General features: G+C 63.9%; 18 protein-coding genes and 1 pseudogene. 6 read left to right on the top strand and 13 right to left on the bottom strand.

Going from position 1 to position 24,364, the window contains the following annotated elements; all coding sequences use genetic code 11:
* Window positions 1-132: 132 nt before the first annotated feature.
* The 3 genes and pseudogenes from HQ354_RS21515 to HQ354_RS21510 all read right to left on the bottom strand — a co-directional run bounded on the left by HQ354_RS21515 (window position 133) and on the right by HQ354_RS21510 (window position 1,184).
* Window positions 133-402, bottom strand: coding sequence for a DUF3253 domain-containing protein (locus HQ354_RS21515; RefSeq protein WP_254303627.1), 270 nt, complete (start codon window positions 400-402; stop codon window positions 133-135).
* Between the two features lie 15 nt (window positions 403-417).
* Window positions 418-546, bottom strand: a pseudogene (locus HQ354_RS25760) (DUF2256 domain-containing protein); the annotation flags it as partial.
* Between the two features lie 14 nt (window positions 547-560).
* A complete protein-coding gene (locus tag HQ354_RS21510) occupies window positions 561-1,184 on the bottom strand; it encodes a TetR/AcrR family transcriptional regulator (protein ID WP_222635542.1) in 624 nt (207 codons plus the stop codon).
* Window positions 1,185-1,268: 84 nt separating this feature from the next.
* On the opposite strand from HQ354_RS21510, the gene HQ354_RS21505 reads away from it, so the two are divergent.
* Window positions 1,269-2,621, top strand: a complete 1,353-nt coding sequence (locus tag HQ354_RS21505) for a cytochrome P450 (RefSeq protein ID WP_222635541.1) — start codon at window positions 1,269-1,271, stop codon at window positions 2,619-2,621.
* On the opposite strand, the gene HQ354_RS21500 is transcribed toward HQ354_RS21505, so the two are convergent.
* Together HQ354_RS21500 and HQ354_RS21495 are read right to left on the bottom strand one after the other, a co-directional pair.
* Window positions 2,618-3,481, bottom strand: a complete 864-nt coding sequence (locus tag HQ354_RS21500) for an alpha/beta fold hydrolase (RefSeq protein WP_254303614.1) — start codon at window positions 3,479-3,481, stop codon at window positions 2,618-2,620. The two genes, HQ354_RS21505 and HQ354_RS21500, sit on opposite strands and share 4 nt — an antisense overlap.
* Before the next feature lie 279 nt (window positions 3,482-3,760).
* Entirely contained in the window at window positions 3,761-6,160 is a 2,400-nt protein-coding gene (locus tag HQ354_RS21495; protein ID WP_222635540.1) for an ATP-dependent Clp protease ATP-binding subunit, read from the bottom strand.
* Between the two features lie 148 nt (window positions 6,161-6,308).
* Here HQ354_RS21495 and lhgO point away from each other — a divergent pair, with 148 nt between their 5' ends.
* A complete protein-coding gene (gene lhgO, locus HQ354_RS21490; RefSeq protein ID WP_222635539.1) occupies window positions 6,309-7,508 on the top strand; it encodes an L-2-hydroxyglutarate oxidase in 1,200 nt (399 codons plus the stop codon).
* A gap of 90 nt (window positions 7,509-7,598) precedes the next feature.
* Here lhgO and HQ354_RS21485 read toward each other — a convergent pair whose 3' ends face one another.
* The 5 genes from HQ354_RS21485 to HQ354_RS21465 all read right to left on the bottom strand — a co-directional run bounded on the left by HQ354_RS21485 (window position 7,599) and on the right by HQ354_RS21465 (window position 13,982).
* Entirely contained in the window at window positions 7,599-8,462 is an 864-nt protein-coding gene (locus HQ354_RS21485) for a hypothetical protein (protein ID WP_222635538.1), read from the bottom strand.
* A gap of 26 nt (window positions 8,463-8,488) precedes the next feature.
* Window positions 8,489-10,756, bottom strand: a complete 2,268-nt coding sequence (locus tag HQ354_RS21480) for an excinuclease ABC subunit UvrA (RefSeq protein ID WP_222635537.1) — start codon at window positions 10,754-10,756, stop codon at window positions 8,489-8,491.
* A gap of 111 nt (window positions 10,757-10,867) precedes the next feature.
* On the bottom strand, window positions 10,868-11,704 hold the full coding sequence (locus HQ354_RS21475; protein ID WP_222635536.1) for an SDR family oxidoreductase: 837 nt from the start codon (window positions 11,702-11,704) through the stop codon (window positions 10,868-10,870).
* 96 nt (window positions 11,705-11,800) lie between these two features.
* Window positions 11,801-12,520, bottom strand: a complete 720-nt coding sequence (locus tag HQ354_RS21470; RefSeq protein WP_261768995.1) for a maleylpyruvate isomerase N-terminal domain-containing protein — start codon at window positions 12,518-12,520, stop codon at window positions 11,801-11,803.
* 13 nt (window positions 12,521-12,533) lie between these two features.
* The gene (locus HQ354_RS21465; RefSeq protein ID WP_222635535.1) at window positions 12,534-13,982 is read right to left on the bottom strand and encodes an aldehyde dehydrogenase; all 1,449 of its coding nucleotides are present in this window, start codon (window positions 13,980-13,982) and stop codon (window positions 12,534-12,536) included.
* 109 nt (window positions 13,983-14,091) lie between these two features.
* Here HQ354_RS21465 and HQ354_RS21460 point away from each other — a divergent pair, with 109 nt between their 5' ends.
* Both HQ354_RS21460 and HQ354_RS21455 read left to right on the top strand, forming a co-directional pair.
* Window positions 14,092-15,093, top strand: coding sequence for an AraC family transcriptional regulator (locus HQ354_RS21460; RefSeq protein ID WP_222635534.1), 1,002 nt, complete (start codon window positions 14,092-14,094; stop codon window positions 15,091-15,093).
* An 85-nt stretch (window positions 15,094-15,178) separates the two neighbouring features.
* A complete protein-coding gene (locus tag HQ354_RS21455) occupies window positions 15,179-15,829 on the top strand; it encodes a VWA domain-containing protein (protein ID WP_261768994.1) in 651 nt (216 codons plus the stop codon).
* A 105-nt stretch (window positions 15,830-15,934) separates the two neighbouring features.
* Here HQ354_RS21455 and HQ354_RS21450 read toward each other — a convergent pair whose 3' ends face one another.
* Window positions 15,935-17,524, bottom strand: a complete 1,590-nt coding sequence (locus HQ354_RS21450) for an HD domain-containing protein (protein WP_222635533.1) — start codon at window positions 17,522-17,524, stop codon at window positions 15,935-15,937.
* A gap of 565 nt (window positions 17,525-18,089) precedes the next feature.
* Between HQ354_RS21450 and HQ354_RS21445 the strand changes: the two genes are divergently transcribed.
* On the top strand, window positions 18,090-20,327 hold the full coding sequence (locus HQ354_RS21445) for an NADP-dependent isocitrate dehydrogenase (protein ID WP_167675326.1): 2,238 nt from the start codon (window positions 18,090-18,092) through the stop codon (window positions 20,325-20,327).
* Window positions 20,328-20,434: 107 nt separating this feature from the next.
* Here HQ354_RS21445 and HQ354_RS21440 read toward each other — a convergent pair whose 3' ends face one another.
* Window positions 20,435-21,634 (bottom strand): MFS transporter, encoded by a 1,200-nt coding sequence (locus HQ354_RS21440; RefSeq protein WP_374107352.1) that lies wholly within the window; start codon window positions 21,632-21,634, stop codon window positions 20,435-20,437.
* A gap of 102 nt (window positions 21,635-21,736) precedes the next feature.
* On the opposite strand from HQ354_RS21440, the gene HQ354_RS21435 reads away from it, so the two are divergent.
* A complete protein-coding gene (locus HQ354_RS21435) occupies window positions 21,737-23,107 on the top strand; it encodes an amidase (RefSeq protein WP_308115263.1) in 1,371 nt (456 codons plus the stop codon).
* Between the two features lie 9 nt (window positions 23,108-23,116).
* On the opposite strand, the gene HQ354_RS21430 is transcribed toward HQ354_RS21435, so the two are convergent.
* The gene (locus HQ354_RS21430) at window positions 23,117-24,304 is read right to left on the bottom strand and encodes a CaiB/BaiF CoA-transferase family protein (protein ID WP_222635530.1); all 1,188 of its coding nucleotides are present in this window, start codon (window positions 24,302-24,304) and stop codon (window positions 23,117-23,119) included.
* Window positions 24,305-24,364 lie beyond the last annotated feature (60 nt).

Raw genomic sequence — 24,364 nt, 5'->3', positions numbered from 1 at the left:
CTGGCTGCCTGACACGGCAGGGGCCGGTGGCCGACGACATCCACCACCAGCCACCGGCCACCGGCCACCAGAAAACACGGGCCACCAGCCGCCCGCCCGCACACCAATTAAGCAACAGGCTCCCTGGGCCAACTATTCGCGCACGGGCGGCGTAGCCGCCCAGCGAATTCTGATGGGACCCTTGGCTGTCGACGGGTCGACGACCGAACCTTTCTGCGTGATCTCGACCTCGCCTGCGTCGACCATCCGGCGGGCGGCGCGACGTACCGGCTCCATCAGGTCGCGCCAGTTGTCGTCGGACATCGCCCGGGCGACCTCGGACGGACAGATGGTCGCATCGCGGGACCGGGCGTCGAGCAACTCTCTGATCTTGTTCTCGAGGTCGTGATCCGAGGACGTCACCTTGCGCCGCCTGCACGCGTCGCTGCAGTACTTGATGTCATCCCAGTGTCGCTCCCACTTCTTGCGCCATTCGATTCGGCGGCCGCACGACGCACATGTCTTGTCCGGGGGTGTCGATTGCCTGGAGCGGTGTGCGTGGGCCACCGAATCCACTGTAGCTACCGTGGTCGGTGTGATGTGGAGATGAACTGGTAGGTCGCGGACTCGACGATCTGCTGCGGCGTCACGTCGATCTCGTCGTTCAACCACGCGATGATCAGTTCGGCGAGACCGCCGGTGAACAGCAGGCCGTTGATCTCCGACCGTGGCTCGGGCCATGCGTCGCTGCCGTACAGTTCGTGAGCTTGGTCTGCTACCAGGCGGGCGAAGTCGCGCAACGATTCTCGACGATATCGGCGCAACGAGTCGACGGCGAGTGACTCGATCATGGCGACTCGCCCCTTGCGCGGGTCGTCGGTCAACACGGTCACGAATGCGGTGATTGCCTGCCGCACTCGGGTTTCGACGGTGCCGTCGGACGAATGGAGCGCGGCCAGTGCGGCGACCCGGATCTCGTCGGACACCATGTCGACCACCTGGCGCAGCAGTTCGTCCCTGCTGCTGAAGCTTTCGTAGAAGTATCGCTCGGTGAGTTTGGCCCGCGCGCAGATCGCGGTCATCGTCGCGCCCTTCGCGCCTGCGTCGGCGAATACGTCCAACCCGGCGTCGAGCAGTCGGGACCTACGTTCGGTTGCACGGTCGTCGGCGCTCATTCCGGCGTAGCGACGCGTCGTCGGGGTCATGTGTCGATGTTGACAGATGCGGCGAATGTGACGCAGACTACATCCATCTGACATGATGCCCTGTCAGATTACGGGAGGTTTGCCATGGCTCGAATGCTCGCTGCCCCACCCGCCGACTCGCAGCTCGACGCCGTGCGCGGCGACGGCGGGGTGCCCATCGTCGGACACACCCTCGAATACATGAGGGATCCGCTCAAGCTGTTCGGAAGTCGCTGGGAGAAATACGGCGACGTGTCGTGGTTGACCATGGCGGGCCAGCGGTGGATCACGGTTCTCGGACCCGACGCGTGCCAGGAAGTTCTTCAGAACAAGGACAAGGCATTCGTCAACAGCGACGGGTGGTCGTTGCTGATCGGGCCGTTCTTTCACGGCGGGCTCATGCTGCTCGACGACGACGAACATCTGCGCCACCGGCGCATCATGCAACAGGCGTTCACCCGGCAGCGTATTGCGAAGTCGGTCGACGCGTTGAACCCGGTCGTCGCCGAAGGGTTGGACCACTGGGAGCCGGGCGCCGACTTCCGTGTCTACCCTGCGCTCAAGGCGTTGACACTGGATGTCGCGACGAACATCTTCATGGGCGGTGCCGAAGGCAGCACGGAAGCCGAAATCGACACGATCAACGCGAGTTTCGTGGCCTGTGTTCAGGCTGCGACGTCGATCGTCCGATATCGGGTTCCCGGCACCAGGTGGAAGCGAGGTCTCGACGGGCGCAGGGTGCTCGAGCAGTTCTTCCGGCGCTACCTGCCGGCGCGACGCGACAACGAGACCGACGACCTCTTCTCGGTGTTGTGCCACATCGAATCCGATACCGGGCAACGCTTCACCGACGACGAAGTCATCGACCACATGATCTTTCTGCTCATGGCCGCACACGACACGTCGACCATCACGCTGTCGACGATGATGCAGTATTTGGGCCAACATCCGGAGTGGCGCGAACGGTGTCGTGCGGAGGCGCTTGCGCTGCAGACGGATTCGCCGACGTTTCAGCAGTTGGACGAGCTCGTCGACATCGATCTGGTCATGAAGGAGTGTCTGCGGCTCGTGTCGCCGACGCCGGTCGTCGCGCGCCGCGCCGTGAAAGACACCGTGGTGCAGGGCAAGTACATCCCCGCGGGCACGTACGCGTCCGTGGCGCCGCACTTCACGCACCACATGGCGCAGTACTGGCCGAATCCGGAGAAGTTCGACCCGGAACGGTTCTCCGCGGAGCGGCGCGAGGACAAGGTGCACCGCTACGCGTGGGAACCGTTCGGCGGCGGGGTCCACAAGTGCATCGGCATGTACTTCGCGGGTGCGGAGATCAAGACCATCATGTTCCACCTGTTGAGGCGGTTCGAGTGGAGTGTGGACCCGAATTACACTGCGCCACTGAACTTCACGTCGCTGCCCTTCCCCGAGGACGGGCAGCCCGTGAATCTACGACGCCGTTAGCCGGTCGCCCTGTCGGTCAGCCAGCGGACGATGTCGGCGGTGACGTCGTCGCGGTTCGTCTCGTTCAGAATTTCGTGGCGGGCGCCGTCGTAGATCGTGACGGTGACGTCGCTCGAGCCTGCCTCGCGGTAGCGCGACCCGAGTAATTCGACGAGCTGTCCGCCACCGGCGAGCGGATCGTCCGAACCCGACGCGATCAGCAGCGGCAGCTCGGAGCGAACCTCTTCGAGCTTGTGTGGGTCGGCAAGCTTGTCGGCCTCGGTGAACAATGCCGGGACGGTGGCGGCGGGAAGGTCGAACCCGCACAACGCGTCGGCGACATAGGCGTCCACCTCCGCCTCGTCGCGCGACAGCCACTCGTACCCGGTGCGGTGCTCGAAGGCGCTGTTGAACACACTCAGATCACCGGCGGGGGCGTCCGCCATGCCTGCTGCGAGTACATCGATCGCCGACGATCCCGACAGGACCACGCCCGCATACAGGTCGGATCGCTCGACCAGAACGTGCTGCGCCGCAAACGAACCCATCGAATGCCCGAACAAGAACAGTGGCAGGTCCGGGTAGATCTCCAGCAGGTGTTCGCCGAGCTGCTCGATGTCCGCCCACAGTGCGGGGAACCCCATCGACCCCAGGTCTCCAGGTGTGTCGGTGATCGACGAACCGTGGCCGCGATGATCTGAGGCGACGACGTGAAATCCCGCATCGTTCAGAGCTTCGGCGAATCGCGCGTAGCGGCTGCCGTGCTCGGCGAGTCCGTGCGCGATCTGTACGACGCCGATGGGAGTCTTCCGTGTCGGCCAGGTGTAGGTGCTGATCTCCAGCTGGTCCTGCTTCGAGATGTACGACGACGTATCGGCCACGGCTGCTCCTTCGACGCTGAGGGGGTCATCGTCGAACATAGCGCGCGGGAGTGTTGTCCGTATCCCCGCAGGTGCTCACCATGTTGCCAGGTGCGGCCTGAATTGCTGGCAAAACGACGTGCGGCTGGCGATTCGGTGAGCGTCTACATCAGGCGTCCGGCGAGGCGGCCTCGGTGCGCGCGGGTGTCACATGCAGCAGAGCGTGTTCCAGGACTGTTCGGTCAGAACGCGACGAAGCCGCCCGTGTACTCGGAAGTACACGGGCGGCTTCGATTGTCACTAGGCGACGTTCAATGCCAACTCGTCGTCTGCGACGTCCACCGACACGGTGCCACCCTCGGTGAGGATGTCGTCGAGCAGCAGATCGGCGATCCGGTCGTCGAGCGCCCGCTGGATCGAGCGACGCAACGGCCGCGCACCGAACTCGGGCTGGTGCCCGTTCCGTGCCAACCAGTCGACCGCCGAGTCGCTGAACGTGATCTCGAAACCCCTGGCCGACAACCGTTCCCGGCTCTCCTCCAGCATGAGGTCGGTGATCCGGTGCAGTTGCTCGGTGTCGAGCTTGCGGAAGACCACGATCTCGTCGATGCGGTTGAGGAATTCCGGCCGCATCGATTCACGCAGCCGACCCATCACCCGGTCGCGCAGAGGCTTCTCGTCCTGCTCGCCCGTCGTGAACCCCAGACCACCGGACTTGCTGGAGATGATGTCCGAGCCGAGGTTGCTCGTCATGATCACCACGGTGTTGCGGAAGTTGACCGTGCGGCCTTGCCCGTCGGTGAGCCTGCCGTCGTCGAGCACCTGTAGCAGCGTGTCGAAGACGTCGGGGTGTGCCTTCTCGATCTCGTCGAGCAGCACAACCGAGTACGGGTTGCGTCGAACCTGCTCGGTCAGCTGACCCGCCTCGCCGTAACCGACGTATCCGGGAGGCGCACCGACGAGACGGCTCACGGTGTGCCGTTCGCCGAACTCGCTCATGTCGAGGCGCAGCATTTTCTTCTCGTCACCGAACAACGACGCAGCCAGCGCCTTCGCCAGCTCGGTCTTGCCGACACCGGTCGGACCGAGGAACAGGAAGCTGCCGACGGGACGATCCGGATCACTCATACCGGTCCGGCTACGACGCACCGCACGGGCGATGGCCTTCACTGCTTCGTCCTGTCCGACGACGCGTTCGTGCAGTTCCGCTTCCAGGCGGCGCAGACGTTCCTTCTCCTCCTGCGTCATCTGGCTGGCGGGGATGCCGGTTGCGCGTGAAACGACGTCGGCGATGTCCTCGGCGGTCACGTCGGGAGCCTCGGCAACCGTTCCGTTCAGGCGCCCCTGCAGCGTCGATACCTCGTCCCTGATCTGCGACGCACGCTCGTAGTCCTCGCGAGCGATGACCTGTTCCTTCTCGACTTCCAGTGCGGCGAGCTGCTTTTCGATCGCGGCACTGTCGACGACCGGACGGGTCAGCTGCTTACGGGCGCCGGCCTGGTCGATCAGGTCGATCGCCTTGTCGGGCAGGAACCGGTCGCCGATGTAGCGATCGGACAGGTCGACGGCAGCGGCAATCGCGTCGTCGGTGTATCGAACACCGTGGTGCTCCTCGTACCGGCTACGCAGCCCGGTGAGAATGGCCTTGGCGTCGTCGACGCTCGGTTCGGGCACCGTCACGGGCTGGAACCGACGCTCGAGAGCGGGGTCTTTCTCGATGTTGGTGCGGTACTCGTCGAGTGTGGTGGCACCGACGATGTGCAGTTCCCCGCGAGCGAGCTTGGGCTTGAGGATGTTTCCGGCATCCATGGCGCCGTCGGCGCCGCCGCCTGCACCCGCAATGGTGTGCACTTCGTCGATGAAGACGACGAGTTCGTCCTTGTGTGCCGAGATCTCGTCGATCACCTTGGTCAGTCGCTCTTCGAAGTCGCCGCGGTAGCGCGTACCGGCGACCATGGACGACAGGTCGAGCTGAACGATGCGCTTGCCCTGCAGGCGCTCGGGCACGTCGCCGTCGACGATGCGTTGCGCGAGGCCCTCGACGACGGCGGTCTTGCCGACGCCTGCCTCACCGACGAGCACCGGGTTGTTCTTGGTGCGACGCGACAGGATCTCGATGGTCTGTTGGATTTCGTCGGTACGGCCGATGACCGGGTCGACACCGCCCTGTCGGGCACGTTCGGTCAGGTCGACGCCGAACTTGTCGAGCGTGGGCGTCTCGGAATTCGACGCGGGTTCGACCGTTCCGCCCTTGAGCGCGGTCTGCAGCCCCTCGGGGGTGATTCCCTCCGACGCCAGCAGGCGGCCGGCGATGTGATCCTGATCGGCAGCGAACGCCAGGAACAGGTGTTCGGGGTCGATGTACGTCGATCCGAGCGACTGCGCGATGTGGTGCGCCTCGAGGATCGCGGTCTTCAACGTGCTGCTCAGGGCAGTGGCATTCACCGAGCCGCCGCCTTGCGGCAGCCGCAACTCCACCGCGTCCACGACGGCGGGGGATTGGACACCTGCGCGCTGCATGAGGCTGCGGGTGGGATCGTTCTGTGCCATGACGTGCAGCACGTGCAACGCATCGAGTTCGGCGTCGCCGCGTCCGGCAGCGAACGTGGCCGCGTCGCCGATGAGCGACTGGGTGGACCTGCTCATCAGACGGCTGATATCGATGCGACGAGGGCCTTCGGGCCCCAGGTATGCCGGCATTCGTGTTCCTCCTACGGAAGCTTGAGCGTCTTCGACTCAACTAACGTGCTCGACAAGGTATCAATTCCCGCCGACAGAAAAAACTTCTACACGCCGCGGCCCGTGTGAGAATGGCCCGGTCATCGGAGCATCGACGCGAGGTGGGGACGTGGCGCGAAGCAAGGTCGCGGTTGTCGGGGGTGGGATCATCGGGCTCGCGGTTGCTCGGGAGCTGATGAGGTCGAGGGGCGTCGAGGTGACCGTCTTCGAGAAAGAGGCCTCCGTCGGAGCGCACCAGACCGGTCACAACAGCGGTGTCGTGCACGCGGGCCTCTACTACGAGCCGGGCAGCCTCAAGGCAAGGCTGTGCCGCCGCGGCGTTGCACTACTCGAAGAATTCGTCGCGGAGAAAGGCGTGGCGTTCGACAAGTGCGGCAAGATCGTCGTCGCGCACACCGAGGACGAATGCCGGCGCCTCGACGCCATCCACGAGCGAGCGCTGGCCAACGGTGTTCCCGGCGTCAAGCTGATCGAAGCGGAGGACATACGCGCGATCGAACCGCACGCCCGCGGTCGTAAGGCGCTGCATTCCCCGGAAACGGCGATCGTCGACTATCCGGGCATGACGCGTGCGCTCGCCGAGGACATCACGGCGCTCGGCGGGCAGATCCGGTTGCGTACCGCAGTGACGGATCTGGCCGAGCGGCCCGGTGGCGTCGACGTTCAGACCCGCTCTGGTGCAGACCGATTCGACCGGGTCATCGCATGCGCTGGTCTGCAGTCGGACCGCCTCGCCGTGACAGCAGGGGAGTCGTCGTTTCCGAAGATCGTGCCGTTCTACGGCGATTACTTCCTGCTGTCATCGGAGAAGTCGGCGTTGGTGAACGGGTTGATCTATCCGGTGCCGGACCCGAAGTACCCGTTCCTCGGCGTGCATGTCAGCAAGACGATTCAGGGCGATGTGACGTTGGGGCCCAACGCTTTTCTGTCGCTCGGTCGCGAATCCTACGACCGTCGGACGCTGTCGCCGAAGGACGTGGCCGACGCCATCGGCTTCCCCGGGTTCTGGAGATTCGCCGCGCGCAACATCCCAGCCGCAGTACGCGAGACCCGAACCGCGCTCAGCACACGGGTTTTCGTCGAACAAGCGCGTCGATACGTCCCCGCCATCTCCGTCGAGGATGTCCGACGCGGCCCTCGGGGCATTCGTGCGCAGGCGATGAACCGCGACGGCAGCCTCGAGGACGACTTCGTCATCACCGGTAGCGCGCGGATCCTCCACGTACGCAACGCGCCGTCGCCGGGCGCTACCTCGTCGCTCGCAATCGCCGAGCATGTCGTGCACGAGGCTTACCGCCGGGGCGAGTGACCACGGTGGGCATGGTGTACCACTTTTGCCACTCGACGGACGGGATCACCCGCACCCGACCGACCGTAACTGGTACACCATGCCCACCCGTCAGCGCTTCTTCGTTCCCGGCAGGATGCCCGCGTCGATCACGGCCTTGACGTAGGGCCGCACACGGACGATCAGGTCCTCGGCATCGGGCACGTCGCGCCAGATGCTCGACGCCAGTGCATCGGTCCTGGCCTCGATGTGCGCATCGAGTGCGACGCCGTCGTCGGTCAATGCTTCGCCTGCGTCGGTGCGCGTCAGCAGGTTTCGCGTGGCGAGGCGATCGAATGCTGCGTCCCATTCCTCGTCCGACCACTGGCGAGTCAACTGGGTGATTTGCTTTCCGAGGACGCGTCGGGCCTTCGGTTCCGGGTGGAAGGCTTCGTGGAAGACGACGGCCTCCGTCGGGTCCAGCTGCGCATCGACCAATGCTGCGATGTGGCCGTCGCCGCGCCACTCCCGGATGACGGTGATCGCGTGCCACAACGCAAGGTGCGGCGCGTCCGGTGCGGTCGCCGAATGCCAGGCGGCGGCGAGTGGACGGCCGGCGAACACCGCGGTGTCGCCGATGTGCCTCAGCCGCTTCGCAACCTCGACCAGTTCGGCGTCGCCAGTACGAGAACCCAGTGCATCACCGAGGACCGAGTCGAGCATCGCCCACCGTCGATCCGACACCCTGTCCAACCCGGCGCCGACGGCAGCAGGCCAGGCTTTCTCGATCATGGCGGGGTTGAAGTTGTAGAACGCCGCCGCGACGACACTGGCGGCGGTCTCACCCATCGGTGCTGCTCGGGCACCGACGTACCAGGCGTGCCCGTCGAGTCCCAGTTCGTCACCCGCCTCCCTCACCTGGGGGTTGAAGTAAGCCGACACGTGAAAGGGTTCGAGCGTCGTGTAGGCGGCACGTGCGATCTCAGTCAGGCTCATGCTGCTCGAACTTACCTGTAGGTAAGCTAGCGGCCCAGACTCTTCGCCAAATAGACGCCGGTGTGAGTATCGGACTTCACCAGCGCGTCGACCGTACCGGTGAACACGATCTCACCTCCGTTGTGTCCGCCGTCGGGCCCGAGGTCGATCACCCAGTCCGCAGCCGCGACGACGTCGAGGTTGTGTTCGATCACGATGACGGTGCGACCCTCGTCGACCATCCCGGACAGCAATGCGATCAACTTCGACACGTCCGACGGGTGCAGTCCGGTCGTGGGTTCGTCGAGAACGAGGATCGGCGACGACCCCACCAACTCCGTCGCGAGCTTGAGTCGCTGACGCTCGCCACCCGACAGGGACGAAAGGTTCTGTCCGAGAGACAGATACCCGAGTCCGACGTCGGAGCAGCGATGCAGAATGTCGCGTATCTTCTTGACCTCGAAGAAGTCCTGCGCATCCTCGACGGACATCTCGAAGATGTCTGCGATGCTCACGCCGTCGACGGTGTGCTTGATCGCGCCCGATCGAAATCGCCTGCCCTGACACGTTTCACACATGCTCGTCACGGGATCGGTGAACCCGAGATCGGTGAAGATGATGCCGCTGCCCTGGCAATCCGGGCACGCGCCGTCGGAGTTGGGGGAGAACAACGACGCGGGCTGGCCGGTCTTCTTCGCGAAGTACGCGCGGATCGGATCGAGCAGGCCGGTGTAGGTGGCGGGTGAGGATCGACGGGAGCCGCGGATGGGCGCTTGGTCGATGATGACGGCGTCCTCCGCGACCGAACGTAGGTGTCCGTGAATCAGACTCGACTTACCCGATCCGGCCACGCCGGTGACTGCAGTCAGGACCCCGAGTGGAATGTCGACGCTGACGTCGCGAAGGTTGTGTGTCGTCGCGTTCGCGATGGACACGAAACTCGTTGCGGTGCGCGGAGGCTGCGTCGTCGCGCCTTCTCGTCGCAGGGCGATTCCGGTCCGGGTGTCGGCGGACCGCAGCTCGTCGTACGTTCCCTCGAAGACGACGGTTCCGCCTGCTTTGCCTGCGCCCGGGCCGATTTCGACGATTCGGTCGGCGATGGCCATCACCTCGGGATCGTGTTCGACGACCAGGACCGTGTTTCCCTTGTCCCGCAACGCGAGCAGCATGTCGTTCAGGCGGTGGACGTCGCGCGGGTGAAGGCCGGTGGTGGGTTCGTCGAACACGTACAGCATGTCGTTGAGCGTCGAGCCGAGGTGACGCACCATCTTGATGCGCTGCGATTCACCACCGGACAGCGACGACGTCGCGCGGTCGAGGCTGAGGTAGCCGAGACCGAGGTCGACGAGGCGGCGCAGCTGCAGCACGATCTCGCGCCGAGGGCCGTCGAGACTCTTCAAGCTCCAGCCGTCGAGACGTTCGGCGAGGTCGGACACCTGCATGGCGAACGCGTCGGGAAGCGACAGTCCTTCCAGCGTCGCGCTGCGGATGGTGTCGTTGTAGCGGGTGCCGCCACATGCTTCGCAGGTGCCACGCGTGACGATCCGTTCGAAGGCGGCTTTGGCCTTGCCCTTGAGTGCATCGGCATCCTTCGACAGGTAGCTGCGCCGGAAGCGAGAGGTGATGCCTTCGTAACTCTTCATGACGGCGTCGGGATTCGGAACCGTCACCTCGCCTGGCTGGGCGTCGAAGAACAGGTGACGCTCTCGTGCCGAATACTGCTCGATCGGAACGTCGAGGTCGAAGAATCCGGAGTCGGCGAACACGCGGTAAGGCCACTTGCCGGGCTCGAAGTCCGGGTGCTTGAACGGCCCCTCGCGCAACGATTTCGATTCGTCGACCAGCTCGGCGAGATCGATCACCTTGGCCTCGCCGAGTCCTTCGCATTCGGGGCACATGCCCGCCGGGTCGTTGAAGGAGAAGGCGTTGGCGTATCCGATCGACGGTTGCACCCCGCGCGACCACAGCATGCGAAGCCAGTCGCCGATGTCGGTGATGGTGCCGACGGTCGAGCGTGGGCCACCGAACAAACGCTTCTGGTCGACGATGACGACGGCGGACAGATTGGCGATGAGGTCCGCGTCCGGCCTACCGTACGACGGCAGGAATGTCTGCGCGAACGCGGTGAACGTCGAGTTGATCTGACGTTGCGCTTCGGCGGCGATCGTGTCGAACACGAGCGAGGACTTACCGGAGCCGGACACTCCGGCGAAGACGATCAACGAGTGCTTGGGTAGATCGAGGTCGACGTCGTGGAGATTGTTCTCCCGTGCGCCTCGGACAATGATCGTGGACAGGGTGTCGGTCGTGGTCATGGACGATGCTCACCTTTCGCCGGACTGTGCCGACGCATCGTACCGTACGGTGTACGAGTGTGCTCCACACTCGACCTCCGGTCGAGTGTGGAGCTGTCACAGCGAGAACGGTCAGTAGAGGTAGTCCTCGCCGCTGGCGCGGACGGTGATGTCACTGATGCTGATGCCCCAGGGCTGATCGATCACATGTACGACGGCGTCGGCGAGATCGTCCGGCTTGATGAGCCAGTATTCGATGTTGTCGACATCGGTCTGCTCCGGACGCAGGGTGCCGGTGGTCGCTGCGCCCATGTTCTCGGTGAAGGTCGACGCGCGCTGGCCGGTGAGTCCGAGGATCGCGTTCTCGTTGACGATCCAGCTCGCGAGATTGGTTCCAGTGACACCGGTCGGTTTGACCGTCGTGACCTTGATCTTGCCTTTGGCCTCGATGCGCAGCGAATCCGAAATCGTCGTGACGGCAGCCTTCGTGGCGCTGTACACACCGGAACCGTCGATACCTGCATTGCCGAAGATCGAGGAGATGTTGACGACCTGGCCACGCCCCTGGGCGATCATCTGGTCGTAGACGGCGGAGATTCCGTTGACGACACCCTTGATGTTGATGTCGATCGCCTTGTGCCACTTCTGCCATGCGCGTTCGTGATCGGCGAAGTAGGCCAGCGGCATGACACCCGCGTTGTTGACGAATACGTCCAACGCGCCGAAGGTAGTGACTGCATGCTGCGCTGCCGCCACTACCTGTTCCATGTCGGTGACGTCTGCGACCGAGTAGGTTCCCTGGAAACCTCGTGCGGCGATGCCGTCGAAGACAGTTTTCAGGCCCTGTTCGTTGATGTCGACGCCGACGACCTTGGCGCCCTGTGCGGCGGTCTTCTCGGCGATGAGCTGCCCGAAACCTCCGCCCGCACCGGTGATCAGAATGACTTTGTCCTTCAGGTGCTGCGACATGTTCGTTCTCTTTCTTTGTCCGTACTACACGATGTCGATGGCGTCGAGTACCGGCGCCACAATTGTTCGGTCACCGGAGATGTCGACGGCCGAGCGCTACGCGGATCGGGTTGTGCCCCAACGTAGAAAGTCGGTTGCCGACGTGGTGGCGACGTGGTCGGGAAGGTCGTCGGTTTCGGTGACGACGACGGTGGCGTGGTCGACCGTCAGGACGAAACTGCGATTCGTCGCACCGGTAAGTCGAAGTCCGACAGGCGATGTCGACGCAGCCGCCACGCCGTTGCCGCACATCTGAGGCAGTCCTGCGATCATCCAATCGATCGCCGGATCGATTGCTGCCGCGACATCGACGTCGCCTGGGCGGAGGGGCCCGAACGGCGCGAGGAGGTCCGACGTCAGATGAACGAGGTGATCGAACGACACTGCGTCACTGAGCTGGTGAAGCTCGTAGGTGCCGAGGTCCAACATCTCGAGAGCGTTGTTGCGAAGCTCAGGTCCCTGAAGTGCTTCGAGAGTGGCCAGGCCTGCCTCCGACTGCTCGCGGTAGTACTCGAGTATCTGATCGTGAGGAAGGTCGGCACGTTCGCGAACGGCTGCATCGTTGAGCCGCTCGGACTTACTGCTCGGGTTGGGCGGGAACACGAGGTTCGGGTCGGCGATGAAGTTGAAGAAGAATGCCATGTGGCCGATCAGATCGTGGACCCGCCAGCCGTGACAGGCAGTATCCGCCCTCCATTCGGCCTCGCCGAATTGTTCGGCGATTTTCAGTGTGTTCGCGGCCAGTGCGCGGGCACCGGCCAGTCCTGCTTCGGACATAGCCTCTCGTTTCTTACGTGGTTGCGAGAAAGATGGACTTGAGCTGCTGGTACGACGCGAGGCCTTCGGGGCCGAGTTCACGTCCGAGCCCGCTGGCCTTGACGCCGCCGAAAGGCGAGCCCCAGTCGAGGTTGAAGGTGTTGACGCCGAACGAGCCGGTGTCGACGCGCCTCGCGACATCGATGCCGCGTTCCTCGTCGGAGGTCCACACGGTGCCACCGAGGCCGTAGTCGGAATCGTTGGCGAGGGCGATGGCGTCGTCGAGGTCGTCGTACGCGATGACGGAGAGGACTGGTCCGAAAACTTCCTGTCGCGCAATCGTGCTGGTGTTCTCGACGTCGGCGAACACGGTCGGCTCGACGAAATACCCGACACCGTCGGGCCGACCGCCACCGGTGGTGATGGTGCCGCCCTCGGATCGGCCCTGCTCGATCAGCGCGAGGACACGGTCCCGTTGCGTTGCACTGACCAGTGGCCCGATGAAGGTGGCGGGGTCCATGGGATCGCCGACGGTCAGTCCGGACGCCATGGCGGTGATCGCATCGATGTATGTGTGACTCTTCGCGCGCGGAACAAGGATTCGAGTCGACATGTAGCACGTCTGGCCGCTGTTGAGCAGTGAGGCCGTCGCGAGCCCGCTGACCGTGTTGTCGACGTCGGCGTCGTCGAGTACGAGGGCGGCTGATTTACCGCCGAGCTCGAGTGTTGCGGGGCGAAGCAATTCGCCGCACACCCGGCCGATGTGTCGCCCAGCTGCGGTGGATCCGGTGAACGCAACCTTGTCCACGCCGGGATGCGCAACGAGGTACTGTCCGACGTCGGCGCCGCCTGTGACGATGTTGACGACACCCGCGGGAAGGCCTGATCGGATGGCAGCTTCGGCCAGAACATACGAGTCGAGCGTGGTTTCCGGCGACGGCTTCAACACGACGGTGCAGCCTGCAGCGAGGGCGGGCGCGATCTTGAACATCGACAGCACGGCGGGAAAGTTCCATGGGGCGATCGCCGCGACGACCCCGACCGGTTCTCGACGGACGATCGTGGTCCCGGGCATCGGCTGGCTGACACGTCGCTCTTCGACAGCAGTCGATTCGGCCAGATCGGCGTAATAGCGGAGCAACTGAACAGGCGCAGCGCCCTCGGCGAACCGTGCCAAGTCGATCGGCATACCGTTCTGCAGTGTGACCGTCGTAGCGCGGTCCTCGGCTCTGCTCTCCAATTCGTTCGCGAACCGGCGGATTGCGTCTGCCCGCTCCGACGTGGACAGACCGGCCCAGTCGTCACTTCGCAGTGCCCTACGGGCAGCCGTGATCGCCTCATCGACATCGGTTGTCGACGAAGCAGGAAACGAGCCGATCTCCTGTTCGGTGAGCGGGGAAACTGCGGTGATGCGGTTACCGGTGTCCGGTTCACGCCATTGCCCATCGATGAACAATGTGTCGCGGTCGATGCGTGTCGTCATGGTTGACCTCCTGGAGGCGTTCGACGGTGAACAAGCCCCTGTGTCGATCATCACGGCCCCCGCTGCCGAAAAATTGACATCACACGCCATGTTTTTTACATTTCGACACATGGCGGACTTGATCAGCGGGTCTTCCCTCAGCCGGGTGCCCGAGCTGATCGAGGAGTGCGGGGGAGATCCGTTCGAATTCTGCGACCGCGTCGGGATCGATCTCGCTGTGATCGGGACATACGACAACTTTGTGCCGTTCAGTGCGCTCTCGACGCTGCTCGGCCTGTGTGCGAGAGAGCTGGGTGTGTCGGACTTCGCGCTCAGGCTCGCTTCCCGACAGGATCCCGACATACTCGGTCCCGTCGCGATCGCGGCTCGCAGCGCGGACACGATCGGTGACGCGTTGGCGGGCGTCGCGCGTTATGCGCACGTGTACAGCCCTGCAATCGCCGTCGAACTCGCCGTCGGCGAGGTCGATGTGTCTTACGGGGTCGATACCGTCCTGCATCGGTTGCCGTATCGCGCACACGTCGTGGAACTCGCGTTGGGCGTGACGCTACAGACGTTCAGGATGATGGCCGGCAGGGATTTCCATCCGACGCACATTTCTTTCAAGCATCCACGTATTTCGGAAATGCGCACGTACACGGACTATTTCGGGTGTGCGGTTGATTTCGGGTGCGAACGCAATTCATTGACTTTCCCTCGCGGGATCATGCATCGGCACTTACCGCGAGTGGATCCACTTGCATACGACCTGGCTGTCCGGTTCATGGCGGGCAGGGACGCGCACGTCGCATTCCACGACGCGGTGTCTGCGTTGATCGTGCGATCGTTGCCTGCAGCCGCGGCCACGTTGGATCGTGTGGCGGCGCTGATGGTGCTTCACCCGCGGACACTGCAGCGGCGTCTGGGGGCGGAGGGGAAGAGCTTCGAAACGCTGGTCGACGACGCCAGGCGAGAACTCGCACTGAGCTTGCTGTCGAACGTCGATGTTTCGCTCTCGGAGGTGTCACGTCAGTTGGGCTACTCGGAGCCCAGCACTTTGACGCGTAGCTGCAAGCGTTGGTTCGCGATGGCGCCCCTCGCGAAGCGAAGGCAGCTCACGGGCCGAGCGTAGCCGTTTTTGTCGGTACCCCTCGGTATGGTTCGCCCATCATGAGTTATCGCGTCATCTCGGGCGCATTTCCCCTCCGGAGGTTCCGTTGACCAATCCTCAGTTGTCTCTTGTTGCTGCAGTGCTCGATCGCTCGGGTTCGATGCAGTCAATCGCCGACGACACGCGCGGTGGTTTCGACTCGTTCATCGCGAAAGAACGTGCGCAGGAGGGCGATACCGTCGTCACGCTTGCGCAGTTCGACGATCGGTACGAGGTGGTCTACAGCTCGCGGCCTATCGCCGATGTTCCGCCGCTGGTCCTCGAATCCCGTGGCACCACCGCGCTGTACGACGCCATCGGCCGGCTCGTCACCGAGGTCGGCGCCGAGCTGTCGGCCCTGCCCGACGATCAGCGCCCCGGTTCTGTGACCGTCCTGGTGATGACGGACGGGCACGAGAACGCCAGCCGCGAATGGACGAATACGGCTGTGCGTGCGCTCATCGAGCAGCAGGAACGTGACTACCAGTGGGACTTCGTGTTCCTGGGGTCCAACATCGACGCGGTCGACGTCGGTACCGACCTGGGCTTCGCGCCGGACAAGTCGATGACCTACGTGTCGACAACCGTCGGGGTCACTGCGGCGTTCGACTCGGTCGCCAACTACCAGGACCGCAAACGCGCTGCGATGCGAGTGATGGGCGCGCCTCCCGCGGCGGGCTTCTCCGAAGCAGACCGTCGCGCCGCGCGCGGAGAGTGAGCAAGAAGGGCGGCAAGGATGCGGCGGAGGAGATCATCGCGATGATCTTCTTCCTCTGCATCGTTGCCGCAATCGTGGGCTGGGCACTGGCGTGACACGGGCGGGTCACCCCAGCGCTCGCGCCAACCTACCCAGACGGGCGTCGAGACGGCGCGTGCCCTCGGCGGTCAGGTTCAGCGAGTCTCCCAAAGTTTCACGTGCGTCGAGGAATATCTGGGCCATCGGAGAGTACTTGTCGCGCAGTCTGATTCGCTTGCTCTCGTCGGCGAGATACTCCACGCTGCCCGCGTTGTCGATGAAGTCCGACAGCTTGACCAGGAATACCCGCGGATCCGTGATCGCGGCCGCAACATGTTCGGCGTAGGCGCGGTTCTTCTCGTTTATCGAAAGTCCGTGCGGCGTAGGAGGATTGGTAACGGAAGCCACCACGTCTGACACCGAAGGTGAGAAGTGGCGCGCGATGACGGCCAGCGCATTGTCGTGGGTCGCCGGTGTGCCCGCGTCGAGCAACGATACGATTCTGTCGGTCTGATCCTCGACCGTGTCGTGCAGGGCGGCCGCCACCAGAACGACCTCGTCCGTGCACCCGAATCGTACGAGCCGCAACACGTTTCGAAGCGGATGAACGATGTACGGGTCGCTTCCTGCTTCGCTACCGGCACGCCTCTGATGGAGGTGAGCGGCAGCTGCCAGGGCCATCGCGTCGTGCAGCATCGGAGAGCTGAACCCGAGCTCACGAGCCTCGTATCCGACCGTAAACGTCAACGAGGCGGCATCCATGTCTGCCAGCCGAATTCGTCTGAACTGGTCGGACAGCAACGCGTGGGTGGGTACACGCATTCCGGCATCCCTGGACAACCTGACGGTGATCTCGTCGCCCTCCTGCTCGACGAACTTCAAGAACATGCCGAGACGCCGCCCGAGATGTTCCTCCACGACCGGCGCGCAGTCGATTCGTGTCGACGCCACGACGTGAGTGTGGTTGGGCAGGAATTTGATATCCGGCCACGACGTGGACAGGTCCACCACGACGGAGTCCACGGTGGGGGCTCGCGTGTGAATCGCGAACACGGCATACAGCTCCACGACCGGTTCCTTGTCCAGAATCCTCGCGTAGGCGGTGTGCCGTCCTGCCTCGAACATGACGTCGCCATCGTCGTCACGGACCGGCGCGGACCCGGTGATCGATTCGAGAGCGGTATCCACCTCGGCGACCAGACGAGCACGTAAGGGATCGACCGTCCAGTCCTTCAGCTGTGAACCGCTGTCGAAGACCCGCGTGACCGGTGCGCCGACTGCGCTGGCGGCCAGGAACGTCGGATGCGCAATCCCGCGCACGTCTCTGATGAGCACGACGACTGCCTGTGCCAGGGCGTGCGGACGGGCCTCGACACGGAAAGTGCGTTGCGGACCGTCGTCGACGTCGTACTCGGTCCACCCCTGTTCGGCCAGCAGTGTCGTGTGCTCGTACGAAACGGCCGCTGCGAGAGGCCCGTTCATGGCCGCGTCACCGACGAGACGGCCGCCGAGTTCGTTCGCCACCGTCAGGTACAGGTCGTCCCGGCGTTTCCCACCACCCGGACAGATGGTCAGTAGATCGCCGGTCTCCATGTTCTCGAGGTAGGTGCAGAGCCGGGCGCAGAATCGCTCCCACGCGGCATCGATCTCCGTGTCGAAGTCGGCGTCCTCGGACATGCGGGCACTCCTAGATGGGAGGTGAGCCGTTGTCTCGACTCCTTCCACGAACCACTGTAACGCCCTGCGGGGACGCACTTTTCCGTTCTCACCGACTTCGGCGAAACCCGGCGCGCGCGAACTGCGCGAACATGGGGGTCGACACGAGAAGCTGTGTCGTTCGAACGACCGAACAGGTGATTCGTGGCGCGGGCCGCCCCCGGGTTCGCCGGTCGCCCGGCTGTTCGGCCGCCTGGGGTTCGGCCGGTCCGGGTTTCGGACCGGCCTGGAATTCGGACCGAATGTGGCTTTCCGGTCACTCTGAGTGACTGGAGGCCGCCCTCGCTCTGTCCGGCCCGGGTTTCGGACCGAATGTGGCTTTCCGGTCACTCAGAGTGACTCGGGGGCGCCCTCGCTCCGGCCGGTTCGGGTGACCAAGATCGGTACTGGCGAGTAACTTTCCGCAGCAGGCGGGGGGTTCTCCGCGTCTGGCAGTACGCGCGTAATGTTACGTCAAAGTTTAGGGTTGAAGAGGACGCAAGCACACGAAGCGTTGCGTCGACGGACACTGAGGCAAAGGCAGAACATGAGTGCGAAACAGCCGACCATCATCTACACACTGACCGACGAAGCGCCGATGCTCGCCACCCACGCTTTTCTGCCCGTCATCCGGGCATTCGCGGGTGCAGCAGACATCAACGTCGAATCGACCGACATCTCGGTCGCGAGCCGCATCCTTTCCGAATTCCCGGATTACCTCACCGAAGAGCAGCGGGTGCCGGACAACCTCGGCGAGCTGGGTCGGCTGACGCAACTGCCCGAGACCAACATCATCAAGCTGCCGAACATCAGCGCGTCCGTCCCGCAGCTGCTGGCAGCCATCAAGGAACTGCAGGGCAAGGGTTACGCACTTCCCGACTACCCGGGCAACCCGAAGACCGACGAAGAAGCAGAGATCAAGAACCGCTACACCAAGTGCCTCGGTAGCGCCGTCAACCCTGTTCTGCGTGAGGGTAACTCGGACCGCCGCGCGCCGAAGGCCGTCAAGGAATACGCCCGCAAGCACCCGCACAGCATGGGCGAGTGGTCTCCCGCGTCGCGCACGCACGTCGCGCACATGCGCCACGGCGATTTCTACCACGGCGAGAAGTCGATGACCGTCGAAGGCGACCGCGAGGTCAAGATGGAGCTGCTGACGACCAGCGGCAAGACCATCGTGCTCAAGGACAAGGTCTCGCTCACCGACCGTGACGTCATCGACAGCATGTTCATGAGCAAGAAGGCGCTCATCGAGTTCTACGAAGAGCAGATGGAGGACGCCTACAAGACGGGCATGATGTTCTCTCTGCACGTCAAGGCCACGATGATGCGCGTGTCGCACCCGATCGTGTTCGGCCACGCAGTCAAGGTGTTCTACAAGGACGCGTTCGCCAAGCACGGTGAGCTGTTCGACGAGCTGGGCGTCAACGTCAACAACGGTCTGTCCGACCTGTACAGCAAGATCGAATCCCTTCCGAGCGCGCAGCGCGAGGAGATCGTCGACGATCTGCACAAGTGCCACGAGAAGCGTCCCGAGCTCGCCATGGTCGACTCGGCACGCGGCATCTCGAACTTCCACTCACCGAGCGACGTCATCGTCGACGCATCGATGCCCGCGATGATCCGCGCAGGCGGCAAGATGTGGGGCGCCGATGGCCGCCCGAAGGACACCAAGGCGGTCAGCCCGGAGTCGACCTTCTTCCGGATCTACCAGGAGATGATCAACTTCTGCAAGACCAACGGTGCGTTCGATCCCACCACGATGGGCACCGTTCCGAACGTCGGCTTGATGGCGCAGAAGGCGGAAGAGTACGGCTCGCACGACAAGACCTTCGAGGTACCTGAGGGCGGCGTCGCCAACATCACCGACCTGGCGACGGGCGAGGTTCTGCTGACCCAGAACGTCGAAGAAGGCGACATCTGGCGTCTGTGCATCGTCAAGGACGCTCCGATCCAGGACTGGGTCAAGCTTGCCGTGACTCGTGCCCGCAACTCGGGCATGCCGGTCGTCTTCTGGCTCGACCCGTACCGTCCGCACGAGAACGAGCTCATCGGCAAGGTCCGCACGTACCTGAAGGATCACGACACCGAGGGTCTCGACATCCAGATCATGTCGCAGGTCCGCGCGATCCGGTACACGATGGAACGCCTGATCCGTGGGCTCGACACCATCTCGGCGACCGGCAACATCCTGCGCGACTACCTGACCGACCTGTTCCCGATTCTGGAACTCGGCACCAGTGCCAAGATGCTGTCCATCGTGCCGCTGATGGCAGGCGGTGGACTGTACGAGACGGGTGCAGGTGGTTCTGCGCCGAAACACGTCAAGCAGCTCATCGAGGAGAACCACCTTCGTTGGGATTCCCTCGGCGAGTTCCTCGCGCTCGCGGTCAGCCTCGAGGACCTCGGTATCAAGACCGACAACAAGAAGGCGAAGATTCTCGCGAACGCCCTCGACGCAGCCACCGGCAAGCTCCTCGAGAACGACAAGGGACCGTCGCGTTCCACCGGTGAGCTCGACAACCGTGGCAGCCAGTTCTACCTGTCCCTCTACTGGGCGCAGGAACTCGCCGCGCAGACCGAGGATGCGGAGCTCGCGAAGCACTTCACCGGTCTCGCTCAGACGCTGGCCGACAACGAAGAGGCAATCGTCAACGAGCTCAACGAAGTTCAGGGCAAGGAGGTCGAGATCGGCGGATACTACTTCCCGGATCCCGAGGCCACCGCAGCCGTCATGCGCCCGAGCAAGACGTTCAACGATGCATTGGCGTCCGTAAGCGAGTAGGCGCTTCGCGCACGTGCGCGCGAATGTATAGCCCGCTATACATTCGCGCGCACGACGCGTACCGCAAGAACCGCCCATTCTGTTGTCTGTCAACATGAATGAGCCATTCATGCATTTTGGGGCACCTTCCGAGCCTGCAGCGAAGCAATCACGTACCCGGTGACCATGAGTCCCGCGGCGATCGTGAGTCCGACAGTCGGCGATGTCAGCGTTAGAAGTAGCGGCACGGCGAATCCCAGGTATACGAAGCAGTAGTAGACCGCGGTAGCGGTGGACAGGTCGCCACCCGGGGGTGTTCGATTCTCGACGATGACCAACCCCGAAACCAGCAGCATTCCGTAACACGATCCCAGCAGTACCGCCGCGGCCACGATCAGGATGACGGATACTACGCCGCCCGTGCCCAATGCGACCGCAGCAAGCGCGAATCCCAGACATCCGAGCCCGACGCCGACCCCGACGGGGACCTTGTCGCCGCGGCCGGCCAGGCGTCGGGCGGTCGGTTGCACTGCAACACCCGTCCAGAGCGTCAGTGCCGCAGTACTTCCCGTGAATGCCACCGAGAGCGAGCCGGTGACGTCGGCGACGTGAGGCGGCAGCGTTGCGAACGCGACTGTCGCAGTACCGAACACCCACGGCGCCCACGGTGCGACGCCGGCGAGAAACCAACGCTGTCTGATGACCGGCATTGTCTGCGGGGCAAAATCCTCGACGCGCGTGCGGGTCTCAGGAACCGTCCACACGAGGACACCCGTCACAGCCATCATCGCGAGGTGCACGAGATACGGCAGCACGTCCGGGGCCGGTAGCCACTGCGCGATCAGTCCCGCGAACAGAGCGCCGCACCCGAAGCCGGCCGACAGTGCAACGGCAGTGCGACGCGCACCGCTGCCCGGGCTGTCGCTCAGTTCCTTGATCCACGCACCGCCCGCGGTGAAAGCCATTCCCGACGCGACCCCGGCCAGCACTCTGCCGAGATACAGCAGAGCCGGCATGTCGGCGCCGAGGGCGAGCACGATCGTCGACAGGACCGTGACGCCGATCATCGGCCGCACGACGGGCCGTCGCCCACGCCGATCCGAAAGTCGACCGAAGTACAGCAGCGACGGAATCAGCCCGAGCGCGTAGCTGCCCAACATGGCGGTGAACGCGGTGCTGGTCAGGCCCACGGTCTCGCGATAGACGAGCTGCATGGGCGCGAACTGGTTCGCGCCCCAGCTCACGGCGAACACGACGGCGACCACACGAATCCAACTCACGGGCATCCTGGTCATCCTTCCAAGTCGTACACGCTGTGGATGTGGCAGAACCTGCCAGCGTCTCGCACCATTCTGTGTCGATTGTGGTCGTATGTTGCCTACCGCCCTAAACCTAGGTTCGTTTCGGTGAAGTCGAGCGAGAGGGCGCGGGTGGACGTCGACACGTGGGTGGGAAGAACAGCACGCTCGATAGCTTCAGCCGTCCGGGACGGCGACGTCACTGCGCGCGAGGTCGTTCAGGACCATCTGTCCGCGATCGATAGGCACAACCCCGAGCTCAACGCGATCGTCACGGTCTGTGCCGAGGACGCATTGGCCGCTGCAGACGATCTCGATCGCCGACGAGAAGCAGGGGACATCCTCGGTCCCTTGGCCGGCGTTCCGTTCACGGTGAAAGACACCATCACGACGGCGGGGGTTCGTACTACCGCTGGGTCCCGCGCGCTGGCGTCGAACATCCCGATGCGCGACGCCACCGCGGTGGCCGCGTTCAAGGCCGCAGGTGCCGTGCTCGTCGGAAAGACGAATGCGCCGGAGTTCGGAGCGTGCGGACTCACTCGCAACGACCTGTTCGGGGTCACGACGAGTCCGCTGATTGCCGACGGGATCCCGCGTTCGCCCGGCGGCTCGAGCGGTGGTGAATCCGCCTCGGTCGCAGCTGGTCTGAGCGTGCTGGGTCTCGGCACCGATTTCGGTGGTTCGGTCCGCTGGCCTGCACATTGCACCGGGTTGGTGTCGATCAGGCCGACACTGGGCCGAGTCGACACGGACGGGCAGATTCCCGGAGTCGTGTTCGACGGTCACGTCCTGGCAAATCCGGTGACGGTGCACGGGGTCATTCAGACGATCGGGCCGCTGGCGCGGAATCTCCCGGACCTTGAACTCGCCCTGAACGTTCTGTCGAATCCCGCTCTCGCGCCCGTAGAGAAGTCAGTGAATACGAACACGTTGGACATCCGATGGGCACCCGGCGAAGGAACGATGCCCGTCGACGACGAGATCGTCGATGCTGTGTCCGCTGCTGCACGCACGCTACAGGCAAAGGAATACGACGGCACTGCACTCGCCCGGGGCAACGCACTGTTCTCCACGTTGCGGGCAACCGAGTCGCACGCCGATATTCGCGCCCTCGTCGGTACCGAGACCGAACAGTTGACGTCCGAAATACGAGCCGCTCTGGACGCAAGGCCCCAACACCTCGACGAGAACCTCTGGGCCGAAAGAGCAAAGCTCGTTCAACAGTTCCTCGACGAGATGGGCGACGTGCTGATCATGCCCGTCGCGTCGATTCTCGCGCCTCCGCTGGGGCAGGAATCATTCACCGTCCGAGGACGAGAGCTGACCTGGATGGACGCGCTTGCGAGCTGCCGGGCGATCAGTGTTCTCGGTCTGCCGTCGGTCGTCGTTCCGATTGCTCAGGCTCGCAACGGTTTACCGGTCGGGCTACAGATCGTAGCCCGACCATGGCGTGAGGCCGACGCTCTCGCCGTCGCCGACCGGATCGCGAGTTCGCCCCGCTAGCAGAGACGATCAGATGACCGCACTCCTGCGCAGTTCGACGATCTCCTCTGCGCCGAGGCCCAATTCGGTCAGCACCTCGACCGTGTCCGCGCCCAATGTCATCGGCGGTGCCTTGCGTACCGGCAGAACCTTCCCGTCGACCCAGAATGGCCCCCGCACCACGGAAGTCGAGCGTCCGTCGGGCCCTTCCGTTTCCTGAACCATGTCGAGCGCGCGCACCTGCGGATCGTCGAAGACCTGATCGATGGTGTGGATCGGGCCGCAGGGAATTCCCGCCGCGCGCATCTGCTCGATCCATTCGGCAGCCGTCTTGACGGTCAGCAGTTCGAGGATTTCCTTCGTCAGCTGCTCTCGATGTTGTGTCCGTTGCTTGCCGGTGGCGTAATCGGCTCGCTCAGCCAGTTCTGGCGCACCGAGAACCGAACACAATGAGATCCAATGCTTTTCGGTTCCAGTAGCAATGGTGATCGGAAAGTCGGCGGTATCGAACACGCCGTACGGTGTGATCGACGGATGCGTGTTGCCGTTCGGTTCCGCGACGCGGCCCGTGCTGATGTAGTTCTGCGCCTGGAACGTCATGATCGAAATGGCCGATTCCAACAGCGACGTCTCGACGCGTCGGCCGCGTCCGTCGCGCTCACGGGCCGCCAAAGCTGCTGCGATACCGAGGGCCGCGTAGATACCCGACACCGTGTCGACGATCGGGATTCCGACCCGCATCGGCGCACTTCCGGCGTCGCCCGTCACGGACATCAGACCGGACATGCCCTGTGCCACTTGGTCGAGGCCTGCGGCGAGGTGGTCGGGTCCCACCGGACCGAATCCGCTGACACTCATGACGATCAGTCGAGGATTCTCACGTTCGAGCTCCTGGGGATCGAGGCCCATGTCCGCCAGTACCCCCGGTCGGAAGTTCTCGACGAGCACATCGGCATCGAGGGCCAACCTGTGCAACAACTCTCGACCCGAGTCGCTCCGGAAGTCAACGGCCACAGAACGCTTTCCCCGGTTGACCGAGGTGAAGTACAGACTCCGGTCGTCGTCGAACGGAGGCCACTGACGTGAGCTGTCGCCTGTGGCAAGGGGTTCCACCTTGATCACGTCGGCACCGAAGTCCGACAGCAACGACGTGCAGAGCGGACCTGCGAGCGCCCGGGTCAGGTCGAGAACTTTTGTTCCGCTGAGTAGTTCGTCCATTGATGCGTTCCTCGTTCTTCTCGTCCAACCGGGGTCGAGGATTGACGATGGTCGAGGGCG

It is taken from the genome of Rhodococcus sp. BP-261 (assembly GCF_019835205.1).
In the GTDB taxonomy this organism is placed as follows: Bacteria; Actinomycetota; Actinomycetes; order Mycobacteriales; family Mycobacteriaceae; genus Rhodococcoides; species Rhodococcoides kyotonensis_B.
The sequence above is the reverse complement of the archived record's forward strand: the minus strand, read 5'-3'. Positions and strand labels throughout refer to the sequence as shown.

What these genes read in the sequence shown, in the direction of transcription:
- HQ354_RS21510 (WP_222635542.1), bottom strand. Translation starts at nt 1,184, where the DNA reads ATGACCCCGACGACGCGTCGCTACGCCGGAATGAGCGCCGACGACCGT.
- HQ354_RS21505 (WP_222635541.1), top strand. Translation starts at nt 1,269, where the DNA reads ATGGCTCGAATGCTCGCTGCCCCACCCGCCGACTCGCAGCTCGACGCC.
- HQ354_RS21495 (WP_222635540.1), bottom strand. Translation starts at nt 6,160, where the DNA reads ATGCCGGCATACCTGGGGCCCGAAGGCCCTCGTCGCATCGATATCAGC.
- HQ354_RS21485 (WP_222635538.1), bottom strand. Translation starts at nt 8,462, where the DNA reads ATGAGCCTGACTGAGATCGCACGTGCCGCCTACACGACGCTCGAACCC.
- HQ354_RS21480 (WP_222635537.1), bottom strand. Translation starts at nt 10,756, where the DNA reads ATGACCACGACCGACACCCTGTCCACGATCATTGTCCGAGGCGCACGG.
- HQ354_RS21475 (WP_222635536.1), bottom strand. Translation starts at nt 11,704, where the DNA reads ATGTCGCAGCACCTGAAGGACAAAGTCATTCTGATCACCGGTGCGGGC.
- HQ354_RS21470 (WP_261768995.1), bottom strand. Translation starts at nt 12,520, where the DNA reads ATGTCCGAAGCAGGACTGGCCGGTGCCCGCGCACTGGCCGCGAACACA.
- HQ354_RS21465 (WP_222635535.1), bottom strand. Translation starts at nt 13,982, where the DNA reads ATGACGACACGCATCGACCGCGACACATTGTTCATCGATGGGCAATGG.
- HQ354_RS21460 (WP_222635534.1), top strand. Translation starts at nt 14,092, where the DNA reads ATGGCGGACTTGATCAGCGGGTCTTCCCTCAGCCGGGTGCCCGAGCTG.
- HQ354_RS21450 (WP_222635533.1), bottom strand. Translation starts at nt 17,524, where the DNA reads ATGTCCGAGGACGCCGACTTCGACACGGAGATCGATGCCGCGTGGGAG.
- HQ354_RS21445 (WP_167675326.1), top strand. Translation starts at nt 18,090, where the DNA reads ATGAGTGCGAAACAGCCGACCATCATCTACACACTGACCGACGAAGCG.
- HQ354_RS21430 (WP_222635530.1), bottom strand. Translation starts at nt 24,304, where the DNA reads ATGGACGAACTACTCAGCGGAACAAAAGTTCTCGACCTGACCCGGGCG.